Genomic DNA, 11414 nt, shown 5'->3' on the forward strand with positions numbered 1-11414 from the left:
TCGGGTCGTGATGTCGGGGCTGATGTGTGGGGGTCAGGGGAAGCTCGGGATCCCGGCGTCGAGGCCGAGGAGAAGGGCTCCGGCGGCCTCGTAGGTGTTGGTCTGCAACATGGCGTGCTGGGCGGGCACCAGGGCATCCTGCAGGAACCGCTGGAGCGGGTGGGTCTCGTAGATGGCGCCGGTCCCCGCGAGATCGAAGACCTGCAGCACGACGCTGCGCCCGACATGCGCGGCGTGCGTGGCACTCAACCGCAGCAGCGCCTGGTCGTCGGTCGAGATGTGCTGTCCCGCGACGGCTTTGGCCCACACCCGATCGGCGCTCTCGTAGAAGAACGCCCGCGCCGAGCGCAATTCGGCCTCGGCCACCGCGAGTCCGCTCTTGTACGCCGGCCGGTTGCCCTTGCTGGCACCCCCGGTGATCGAGGTCCGCGCGGCGCCGACCTCGATCGCGTAGTCGAGTGCGCCCCGGGCGGCGCCGAGGGTCACCACGGCGAGCACCTGCGCGGCGTACGCCAGCGCCGGATAGCGCGTCAGCGGTTCGTCGATCTGCGGCGCGCCGCCGCGCACGAAGGTCATCTCCTCCGGCACGAACACCCGATCGGCGCGCACGGCATGTGAACCCGTGGCCTTCATCCCGGCCACATCCCAGTTCTCGACGATCTCCACGTCGGCCGGATCGAGCAGTGCCGTCAGCGGTTTGCCACCGGTCTCGGGTCCGCCGGCCAGGCCGATGCCGATGAGGTCGGCGCCGCGGCACCCGCTCGCGAACTGCCAGACACCGGTGCACAGATAGCCGCCGTCGACCTTCTGGGCTTCCTGCATCGGGAACAGACCGCCCGCATAGGCGATGTCGGGTCCGTGCGCGTAGATCTTCCGTTGTGTCTCGGCCGGCAGTGCGGCGAAGTACACCAGCGACGATCCGAAGCTGGACACCCACCCGGTGGCCGGGTCGACGGCGGAGATGCGCTCGACCAGCGCCATGAAGTCCGACGGGGCCATCGGCTCACCCCCGAACACCGCGGGCGTCGACGCCCGGTACATGCCGGCGCGTTTCAGCAGCGCGATGAAGTCGGCGGGGACGTACCGCTGCGAGTTGAACTCGTCGCGACGATCCCGGAGCACGTCGAGCGCATGATCGAAGGCTGCGTCGCGCGCCGCCCCCACCGGTTCCGCACACACCCGTTCGGTCAGGCTCTCCGCGGTCATCATTGTCTCCGTTCGGAATCGACTCTCGATCTCGAGATCGACACTATGGACGCGGCGCCGGGCGCGGTATCGGGATTTCCCGCGCCGCGGGTAAGCAATTCCTTACTTGCGTGTCGTCACCTGCATGGCATCGTGGCGAGGGCGAATGCCGGACTCGACGAAGGTGAGGTGATGGCGATGTTCCCCGCTCGCCGGGACTTCGAGCAGATGATCCTCCACACCGGCACCGGCATCCTCATCCACGAGGCGAGTTCGAAGAACATCCTGTGGGCGAACCCGGCCGCCTGCCGCATCTTCGGATTCACCCTCGAGGAGCTGAAGCCCCTCAAGGCGCACCACATGAGCGCCCAGGAACGGCAGTACCGCCGGGAGGTCGGTGTGGCCTGGCTGCAGTCGGCGGTGGTCCACGGGTCGAGCCGCAAACAGTGGAAGTATCGCGCGAAGGACGGCACCGAGTTCCTCACCGACGCCCGCGCGACCCTCGTGCGCTGCGAGGACGGGCCGGTCGTGATGGTCGAGTTCCGCAACATCTCCGAGGAGGTCGAGTTGCAGGAGGAACTCACCTGGGTGTCGGAGTCGTTGCAGCGCATCATGACCCATACGTCGGCCGGCATCGTCGTCCTCGACGACGACAACTGCATCGACGACATCTCACCGCTGGCCGCGAAGCTGTTCGGCCGCACCCCCGCGGAACTGTCGGGCGTCCACCTGGAAGACCTGGGGCGGTGCGAACCCCGACTCACCAGTGATCCCGTCGTCGAACGACTGGCGGACGGTGCGGGTTCGGTGGAGATCCAGCAGGAGATCATCAAAGACGACGGCAGCACCGTGTGGCTGGCAGGTGAACTCGAGATCGTCGCCCACGACGGCATCCGGTCGCGGGTCCTGACCGTCCGCGACGTGACCGACCGGGTCGAATGGGAACGACGCAACGCCTACCAGGAAGCCAATCTCCAGTACCTGAGCCGCTATCACGCGATGGGCGACATGGCGATGATCCTGGCCCACGAACTCGGCCAACCGCTCGCGGCGTCGACCAATTACCTCAGCGGACTGAAGGCCCGTGTCTCCGCCGAGACGGTCGATGCCCGCAGCCTCGCCTACGGGATCGACCAGATCGAGAAGCAACTCCACCGCGCGGCCGACATCGTGGCGTCGGTCCGCCGCTACGTCCGACGCATCGAGAGCACGACGACGCTCATGGACCTCAACGAGACCGTCGAGGAGAGCCTGTACTTCGTGCGACTGCGCGCAGCCGAGCAGGGGGTGCGCGTCTACGCCGAGATCCCCGACCGCGACCTGCCGATCCAGGGCGAGAACGTGCTCATCGGTCAGGTCATCATCAATCTCTGCGTGAACGCACTCGACGAGATCGTCCGGCCGACGACCGAGGTCAAGGAGCTGTCGATCCAGACCGGCGAGGCCGACGGACTGGCGTCGGTGTGGATCCGGGACCAGGGCCGCGGCATGACGGGCGCACCCACCGATCGGCTTGCGTCCGGCGCCTTCTCGGCCAAACAGGACGGCTCGGGCATCGGGCTGATCATCTCCGAGCACATCGTGGAACGCCATGGCGGCACCATCAGCTACCTGCCCAACGAACCGTCGGGTACCACGGTCCGCGTGACCCTGCCGCTCGCCACCGGCTCGTCCGGATAGGAGTCAGGACGAGCCGTCGAGGATCGCGTCCATCAGACGGATCTGGTCGGCGGGCGCCGTGGTCACCGGGTCCAGCACGGCCGTCACCTGGAGTCCGAAGATGGTCGTCATCAGCAGTTCGACCCCGACGCCGATGTCGCGGGCCGGTAGCTCACCCGCATCCACCGCTTCGTTCCACAGATGCGTCATCTGCGCCTTCCACTCCGCGACCGCCGCGTTGTTGACCTCCGCCATCACGGAGTCGGTCATCGCTCGCTGCCACAGCGACATGGCGATACGAGCCTCGAGGGTGGCCTCGTCGGTCATCGGCATCAGTTCTCGACACAGGGCCCGCAGCGCCGCTCTGCCACTGCGGCGTCGGGTCGCCGACGCGATCCGGGCGTTCGTCGCCTCGATGACGTATTCGTATGCGGTGCGCAGGATCTCGTCCTTACCCGCAAAGTAGTGACTGAGCGCCCCGTTCGTGTACCCGGCCTCCGTGGCGAGATCCCGCATGCTGATCCCGTCGACTCCCCGCGTGGCGAGCAGCCGCCAGGCCGCGGCGACGATGGCCCGGCGGCGCTCATCGTGGTCGACCAGTCGTGGCATCACATCTCCCTGGCTCGGTTCGGCCCCGGGTAAAGGTTTTACCGACCCTCGTTCGGCTTCCGGCGGGCGCACCCCGGATGTAGCCTCCATCACAGTTCTTGGTTCTACGTTCGTTGAACCATAACCGACAGGAGAGCTCGACATGGTCGACACCACCCATCCGACGTCGGCTCCCGCACGATCGGCCCTCCGGGGTTCGATCGGTGTTGCCGGCATCGTCTTCCTGGTCATCGCGGCGGCCGCGCCGCTCACCGCGGTGGCGGGTTCGCTGCCCGTGATGATCGCCATCGGCAACGGCGCGGGAGCGCCGATGGCCTACCTCATCGCCGCGGCCGTCCTGCTGGTGTTCAGCGTCGGCTACGCGGCGATGAGCAGTTCGGTGACCGACACCGGCGCCTTCTACGCCTACGTCACCAAGGGGCTCGGCCGCAGCGCCGGCGTCGGCTCGGCCGCGCTGGCGCTACTCGCCTACACGACCATCCAGGCGGCGATCTACGGCCTGGCGGCATCCACCATGCGCGACGTCGTGATCCGATTCGGTGGTCCCGACGTGCGGTGGTGGTTGTGGGCGTTCGTGCTCATGGCCATGGTGGCCGTCCTCGGTTATCGCAGCATCGACCTCGGCGCCAAGGTGCTCGGCGTCCTCCTCGTGGCCGAGATCGCGTTGATCGTCGCGTTGACGGTCGCGGTGCTGGCGCAGGGCGGCGCGCACGGCGTCGACGTCGTGTCCTTCACGCCGTCGGCCTTCCTCTCGGGTTCGCCCGGTATCGCGCTGATGTTCGCCATCGGTTCGTTCGTCGGCTTCGAGGCGACGGCCATCTACGGCGAGGAGGCCCGCAATCCGAGGCGGACCGTGCCGATCGCGACCTACGTCGCCGTGGGCACCATCGGTGTCCTCTACGCCGCGGCGAGCTGGGCGGTGGTGCTCGCCTTCGGCTCGGATCAGGTACAGGCCGCCGCGCAGTCCGATCCGGCGAACCTGACCTTCATCGCCACCACCACCTTCCTCGGGAGCGTCGCCGCCGACGTCATGATGGTGATGCTGGTGACGAGCCTGTTCGCCGCACTGCTCGCCTTCCACAACGCCATCGCGCGGTACACCTTCGCGCTGTCGCGGACCGGGTACGCACCGCGTCGGCTCATGGATGTGCATAATCGCCACGGCTCGCCGCACATCGGCTCGGTGGTGCAGACGGCGACCGCGTTCATCCTGGTCGGCGCTTTCGCGGTGGCCGGCGCCGATCCCGTGCTGCAGTTGTTCACCTGGATGGCCGGTGTCGCGATCGTCAGCATCCTGGTGCTGATGGTGCTCACCAGCGTCGCGATCATCGTCTGGTTCCGGCGGGACACCGCCGACAACCGCCTGTGGCACACCAGGATCGCGCCGGCCTTGGGAACCGTCGGGTTGCTCGGCATCACCGCGCTCGTGGTCGCCAACTTCACCACCCTCATCAGCGGATCACAGGTCCTCGCCATCGTGTTCCTGCTCGTCATCGCCGCCGTGTTCATCGTGGGCGCATGCATCGGCCGCTGGCGTCACCCGGCGCGCCGAGACACCCCGGCCACGTCCGCATCCTGACCAGCCAACCCAGCCAACCCAGAAAGCGTGTTCTCATGATCGACATCTCGAACCTGCACACCGGCCTCTACATCGGTGGCACCTGGCGCAGCGCAGACGCCACCGTCACGACCCTCAATCCGTCGACGGCACAACCACTTGCCGAGCTCGCATCGGCCGATGACGCCGACGTCGACGCCGCGGTCAGGGCCGCGCATTCGGCCTTCCGCGGCGAGTGGGGCGCCCTCGCACCGTCGCGCAAGGGCCTGCTGCTGAACCGGCTCGCCGATCTCGTCGAGCGCGACATCGAACAACTCGCCGCGCTCGAGTCGCTCGACATGGGGCGTCCGCTCGGCATGAGTTCGGCGCTGATGATCCCTAACCTGATCGCGACCCTGCGCTACTACGCGGGATGGGCGGACAAGATCAACGGTGAACTCATCGCGAACGACGGCTACCTGGGTGGACCGGTTCCCACGCACGCGTACACCCGGCGCGAACCGATCGGCGTGGTCGGGGCCATCATCCCCTGGAACGCGCCGTTGATGATCCTCGGGTGGAAGCTGGCTCCCGCCCTGGCAGCCGGCAACACGGTGGTCATCAAGCCCGCCGAGGACGCCTCGCTGTCGGTGCTCCGCCTTGCCGAACTCGTCGACGAGGCCGGTTTCCCGGCCGGAACGGTCAACGTGGTCACCGGCCTCGGCCGCGTGGCCGGCGCCGCCCTGTCCCGCCACCCCGGGGTCAAGAAGATCTCCTTCACCGGCTCCACCGAGACCGGTCGGACCATCCTGCGCGACTCCGCGGACACGTTCCGGCGCACCGCACTCGAATTGGGCGGCAAGGCACCGCAGATCGTCTTCGACGACGCCGACCTCGACGCCGCCATCCAGGGGTGCGCGATGGGCATGTTCTTCAACCAGGGCGAGGTCTGTGCGGCGGGCACCCGGGTGATCGCGCACCGCAAGGTCTACGACGCGATCCTCGACGGACTCACCGGCGCCGCACAGGCCCAGGTTCTCGGCGACCCGTTCGACCCGTCGACGACGATGGGCCCGCTGGTCAACGCCCGTCAGCGGGACCGCGTCCTCGCCCTGCTGGAGACCGGCGTCGACGAGGGCGCCGAGGTCGTCAGCGGCGGTGCGGCGCCGGACTCCGCCGGGTTCTACGTGACACCCACCGTCCTGGCCGGGCACAACGACATGACCGTCGCCCGCGAGGAGATCTTCGGACCCGTCGGCCTGGTCATCCCGTTCGACACCGACGACGAGGCGCTGGCATTGGCCAACGACAACCAGTACGGACTGTCGGCGACCCTCTGGACCACGGACCTCACCCGCGCCCACACCGCCGCCGCGCGCATCGATGCGGGGGCCATCGGCATCAACGGATGGTCACCGCTGGCACCGCAACTCCCGTGGGGTGGGGTCAAGGCGAGCGGTATCGGTCGCGAGCTCGGGTACGAGGGCATCCTCGCCTACACCGAGTCCAAGACCGTCACCGTCGTGCTCTGACATCCCATCCTCCCCACACCGTTCTCAGGAGCAGCCATGTCCTCTCATCCCCTACCCGGCGCCGACGAATCCGCGCCGCACGCAGCAGGTTCCGGGCGATCCCCACGTCCATCTGTCCTCGTCATCGGCGCCGGCTTCGCCGGACTCACCGCGGCCCGCGAGCTCGAGGCCGCCGGCATCGAGGTCCGCGTCGTCGAGGCACGCGAACGCATCGGCGGCCGTGCCTGGACCGACGAACGCCTGGGCGGCCATGCCCTGGAGATGGGCGCGACGTGGGTGCACTGGATGCAACCGTTCGTCTGGACCGTGATCACCCGCTACGCGCAGACCATCTACCCCAGCCCCGACATCGAGTCGGCGTACTGGGTGAGCGACGGCGTCGTGCACTCCGGCACCGAACACGACCTCGACACCAAGCTTTCCCGGCTGCAGGAGACCATCGTCGACGGCTCGCGCGAGTTCTTCCCGTATCCGCACGACCCGCTCGCCATCCTCCGCGACCCCGACACGGATCCCGAACTGCGGGAACGCTTCCTGGCCGCCGACAAGGGCAGCGTCCTCGACTGCCTGCACAACGGTGATTTCACCCGCGAGGAGATCGATCTCGCCGACTCGTACTGGTCGGCCGGTTATCAGGGCCCGACGGCCACGGCGTCCCCGCTGATGGCCAAACACTGGGCCTCGCTGAGTGATCACCGCAGCTCTCTCATGGACGAGCAGACCCTGCGGTTCAAGCTCACCAACGGGATGCGGGGCCTCTACGAGGCGATTGCCGGCGACCTGCGCGGCGAGATCACCCTGGGCACACCGGTTCGCTCGGTGGCCCACGATTCCCACGGCGCCCGGGTGACACTGGCGACCGGTGAGGTCGTCGCGGCCGACGCGGTGATCGTCACCGCACCCATCGGCGCGCTGCGCACCATCGACTTCAGCCCCGCGCTGTCGGCCGAGCAGACCGCACTCATCGCCGATGGGACCAACTCGGTGGGGTTCAAGATCTGGATCAAGGTCGCCGGCCACCACTCCGTGATCGCCGGAGCGCCCGGACAGCACCCGATCTCCCTGCTGCGCAGCGAGTACTTCCTCGAGGCCGAGGACGCCACCATCCTCGTCGGCTTCGGCTCCGACCACACCGCCATCGACCTCGACGACGTCGCCTCGGCACAGAAGGCCGTCGATGTGTGGCGCACCGATCTGACGGTGCTCGACTGCGGGGGTCACGACTGGGTGGCCGACCCCTGGTCCGGTCAGACCTGGGCGACACTCAAGTCAGGTCAGTTCTTCAACGGCTGGAGCCTGTTCCACGACTCCACCACCCGCCTGCACTTCGCGGGGGCCGACTTCGCGAAGGGCTGGAACGGCGTGGTGGTCGACGGCGCCATCGAATCCGGGATCACCACCGCACGCAGGGTGATGGCCAAACTGCGGTGAGCGTGCGAACGCCGGAGCCGCCGTCCGGGTGGCTGTTAGCCTGCCCCCATGTCGGAGCCGCCGCCGTTCAGCCCGGTCGTCACCCTGCTCACCCTCAGCCGGGTGTGGGAGGCCGAGCTCGGCTCCGCGCTCAAGCCCCTCGGACTGACGACGCGGAAGTTCGGTCTGCTCGGCCACATCCGCGGCACACCGGACATCTCCTTCAGCGAACTGGCCCGCCGGTCGCGCATCACGGTGCAGAGCGCACACGCCGCGGTCTCGGGCTTCGTCGACGCCGGCCTCGTCGACGACGCCACCGCCCACGCCGGGGCCGCGTCGACGTTGCGGATCACCCCGGCGGGCGAGGAGGCGCTCACCCGCGCCACCGAGGCGGTCACCCGGCTCGACGCCGAGTTCACCTCGCGTGATCCCGAACTCGCCCAGGCACTGCGCGACGTGATGAGACGCACCATCTCGGAGTCCTGATCCGCCGCGGTGCCGTACGGGGCCACCTTCAGTTAGACTGAAGGTTGTGAAGGTCCGCCATTACCTCCGTCGACCCCCGACCGTGTCCGCCGCCGAGGCACTGCGCCTGGTCGCCGAGGGCGCCGTCGTCGTCGATGTCCGCCGCGAGTTCGAATGGAACCGCGTCCACATCCCGGATGCGGTGCACATGCCGCTGGAGGTGCTGCCGACGCGGTGCCTCGAACTGCCCGAGGACACCCTGCTCATTGCCTTCTGCACCGGCGGGATCCGATCCGCCGGTGCGGCAAACCTGCTCGTGGAGAACGGCTTCGAGGCCGTCAACATGAGTGGCGGCCTCATCGGCTGGCGAGCGGCCGGTGGCGACCTCACCGAGTGAGATCGCCACCGTCGACGGCTCAGGCGTTCGCGTTGGCGAACGACTCCAGACTGCTCGTCGCGTCGATGTACTCGGTGACCCATCGTTCGATCACCGCGGAGGTCTTCTCGACCTTGCGGAATTGCCCGACGACCTGCCCGACGGGGTTGAAGGCGACGTCGATGCTCTCGTCGGGGTGCTTGTGCGTCGCCGCGACCGCCATGCCGGAGACCATGTACTGCAACGGCATTCCGAGCGGTTCGGGGTTCTTCGGGTCCTCCCAGGCCTCGGTCCAGTCGTTGCGGAGCATGCGGCACGGCTTGCCGGTGAACGACCGGCTACGCACCGTGTCGCGACTGGAGGCGTCGATGTAGGTCTGCTGCTGGACCGGGGTGTTCTCCGCCTCTTCGACCATCAGCCACTGCGAACCGCTCCACGCGCCCTGCGCACCGAGCGCGAGGGCCGCCGCGATCTGCTCACCGCTGCCGATGCCCCCGGCAGCCAGAACCGGCACCGGCGCAACCTCTTTGACCACCTGCGGCCAGAGCACGATGGAACCCACCTCGCCGCAGTGACCGCCGCCTTCGCCACCCTGGGCGATGATGATGTCGACGCCTGCGTCGGCGTGCTTGCGCGCCTGCTTCGGCGATCCGCAGAGCGCGGCCACCTTGCGGCCCGCGGCCTGGATCTTCTCGATCATGTCGGCGGGCGGCGTCCCGAGCGCGTTCGCGATCAGGGTGACCTTGGGATGCTGCAGCGCGATCTCGACCTGCGGGGTGGCCGTCGCCTCGGTCCAGCCCAGGAGCTGCAGGGAGTTGTCGCTGTCCTCGTTGAGCGGCACACCGTGGTCACGCAGGAGCTTGCGTCCGAAGTCGAGGGTCTCCGCCGGGACCATCGACTGCAGCATCTTGGTGAGCTCGTCACCCGACATGTTCGAGTCCATGCCCTCGTACTTGTTCGGGATGACGATGTCGACGCCGTAGGGACGGTCGCCGATGTGCTCGTCGATCCAGTTCAGCTCGATCTCGAGCTCCTCCGGGGTGAACCCGACCGCGCCGAGCACCCCGAATCCGCCCGCCTTGCTCACCGCGACCACCACGTCGCGGCAGTGGGTGAACGCGAAGATCGGGAACTCGATACCGAGCTCATCACAGATCGGGGTGTGCATGCAGGACTCCTCGCCGGTCAGAATTAGAACGTGTTCTACTCTGAATACCAGGCCAGGGGGTCACGGACAAGCGTTCGACGGGAACCCGGGCCGAATCGATCCCGTCACTGCCCGTACGGCTGCCGCGCCGTCTCCGGGTCGCCGTAGGTGATCGCGCGCTCTCGCCGACTGTCGGTGAGCAGCGTTGCGCCCCAGGTCATCACGGTGCCCATCCGATTGCGCACACCCGCCAGGAACGCGATGTGGATGACACCCCACGCGACCCAGCCCAGGAAGCCCGACAGTTGCAGGGGTCCCGACTGCACGATCGCGTGCCGGCGCGCGATGTAGGCCGCCGTGCCGAGGTCGCGGTACTTGAACGGGGACCGGTCCGTTTGTCCCGCAACGGTTTCGGCGATCACCGCGCCGACGTGCCGGCCGCCCTGCATGGCCACCTCGGCGACCCCCGGGAGGTCGCGGTAAGCGCTCATGTCACCGCACACGAAGACGTCGGGGTGACCCGGGACCGACAGGTCGGCTTCCACCGGTATCCGGCCGCCGCGGTCCTGGTCGGCCCCCAGCGCCCGGGCGAGCGTGGTCGCGAACGGGACGGCCTCGACACCGGTCGTCCACAGCGTCGTCCGCGCGGGGTACGTCTGCTTGTCGCCGTCGGCCTTGCGGGTCGTCTCGACGTGGTCCTCCCCCACACCGGTCACGTGTACGCCGAGGTGGGTCTCGACCCCGAGTTCGTCGAGTGTGCGCTGCGCCCTGGCCGACAGCTTGGTGGAGAACGACGGCAACACCCGATCACCGCCGTGCAGGAGCAGCACCCGCGCCTGCGCCGGATCGATCGCATCGAACTCGCGCTCGAGCGCGAGCGTCGCGACCTCCCGGATCTGCCCCGCGAGCTCGACTCCGGTCGGCCCGCCGCCGGCCACCGCGAAGGTGAGCCAGGATCGCTGCTCCTCCGGGTCGGTGACCGTCTCGGCCATCTCGAACGCGGCCATGATCTTGCGCCGGATGGACAGCGCGTCGTCGAGGGTCTTCATTCCCGGTGCATGGGCGGCGAAGTCCTCGTTGCCGCGGTAGGCGGTGCGCATCCCGGCCGCGACCACCAGATGGTCGTACGACAGGCGAAAGGACGATCCGTCGATGCGATCGACCGTCAGCTCGCGGGCGTCGACGTCGATGTCCGATGCCTCGCCGAGCACCACGTCGAGGTTCTTGTGCCTGCGTGTCAGATGACGGACCGGGCTGGAGATCGCGCCTTCCGACAGCAGCCCGGTGGCGCACTGATACAGCAGCGGTTGGAACAAGTGACTGGTTCCGCGGTCGACGACGGTGACGTCGACCGGCTCGTTCTTGAGCCGGCGGACACAGTGCATGCCCGCGAATCCGGCGCCGATGACGACAACTCTGGGTCTTGGGGTGGCCACCGGGCCGATTGTTCCAGACATTCCCGCGCCTGCGGCGGGTGTTTACCGCCCGGGACGT

The 11414-nt window shown here is 68.3% G+C and carries 10 protein-coding genes; 6 read left to right on the top strand and 4 right to left on the bottom strand.

The window, feature by feature from the left end; translation table 11 throughout:
* Nucleotides 1–33: 33 nt before the first annotated feature.
* Nucleotides 34–1209, bottom strand: a complete 1176-nt coding sequence (locus AB4Z55_RS18725; protein ID WP_369520274.1) for an acyl-CoA dehydrogenase family protein — start codon at nt 1207–1209, stop codon at nt 34–36.
* Nucleotides 1210–1383: 174 nt separating this feature from the next.
* On the opposite strand from AB4Z55_RS18725, the gene AB4Z55_RS18730 reads away from it, so the two are divergent.
* A complete protein-coding gene (locus AB4Z55_RS18730) occupies nt 1384–2865 on the top strand; it encodes a PAS domain S-box protein (protein ID WP_239400793.1) in 1482 nt (493 codons plus the stop codon).
* Nucleotides 2866–2868: 3 nt separating this feature from the next.
* Here AB4Z55_RS18730 and AB4Z55_RS18735 read toward each other — a convergent pair whose 3' ends face one another.
* Complete coding sequence (locus tag AB4Z55_RS18735; RefSeq protein WP_239400405.1) at nt 2869–3453, bottom strand: TetR/AcrR family transcriptional regulator; 585 nt, start codon at nt 3451–3453, stop codon at nt 2869–2871.
* Nucleotides 3454–3595: 142 nt separating this feature from the next.
* Between AB4Z55_RS18735 and AB4Z55_RS18740 the strand changes: the two genes are divergently transcribed.
* Genes AB4Z55_RS18740 through AB4Z55_RS18760 form a run of 5 tightly spaced genes read left to right on the top strand, consistent with a single transcriptional unit; the run spans nt 3596 to nt 8794 of the window.
* Complete coding sequence (locus tag AB4Z55_RS18740) at nt 3596–5032, top strand: APC family permease (RefSeq protein WP_369520275.1); 1437 nt, start codon at nt 3596–3598, stop codon at nt 5030–5032.
* 35 nt (nt 5033–5067) lie between these two features.
* Nucleotides 5068–6522, top strand: a complete 1455-nt coding sequence (locus tag AB4Z55_RS18745; RefSeq protein WP_369520276.1) for an aldehyde dehydrogenase family protein — start codon at nt 5068–5070, stop codon at nt 6520–6522.
* Between the two features lie 36 nt (nt 6523–6558).
* Nucleotides 6559–7953 (top strand): flavin monoamine oxidase family protein, encoded by a 1395-nt coding sequence (locus tag AB4Z55_RS18750; RefSeq protein WP_369520277.1) that lies wholly within the window; start codon nt 6559–6561, stop codon nt 7951–7953.
* 48 nt (nt 7954–8001) lie between these two features.
* Complete coding sequence (locus AB4Z55_RS18755; protein WP_354560211.1) at nt 8002–8418, top strand: MarR family winged helix-turn-helix transcriptional regulator; 417 nt, start codon at nt 8002–8004, stop codon at nt 8416–8418.
* Nucleotides 8419–8464: 46 nt separating this feature from the next.
* Nucleotides 8465–8794: a rhodanese-like domain-containing protein gene (locus tag AB4Z55_RS18760; protein ID WP_248645144.1), complete on the top strand. Its 330-nt coding sequence runs from the start codon at nt 8465–8467 to the stop codon at nt 8792–8794.
* Between the two features lie 19 nt (nt 8795–8813).
* Here AB4Z55_RS18760 and AB4Z55_RS18765 read toward each other — a convergent pair whose 3' ends face one another.
* A complete protein-coding gene (locus AB4Z55_RS18765; protein ID WP_248645143.1) occupies nt 8814–9941 on the bottom strand; it encodes a nitronate monooxygenase in 1128 nt (375 codons plus the stop codon).
* 104 nt (nt 9942–10045) lie between these two features.
* Nucleotides 10046–11356, bottom strand: coding sequence for an NAD(P)/FAD-dependent oxidoreductase (locus AB4Z55_RS18770; RefSeq protein ID WP_033203577.1), 1311 nt, complete (start codon nt 11354–11356; stop codon nt 10046–10048).
* Nucleotides 11357–11414: the final 58 nt, after the last annotated feature.

The sequence above is a fragment of the Gordonia sp. ABKF26 genome (assembly GCF_041103195.1).
GTDB lineage: Bacteria > Actinomycetota > Actinomycetes > Mycobacteriales > Mycobacteriaceae > Gordonia > Gordonia terrae.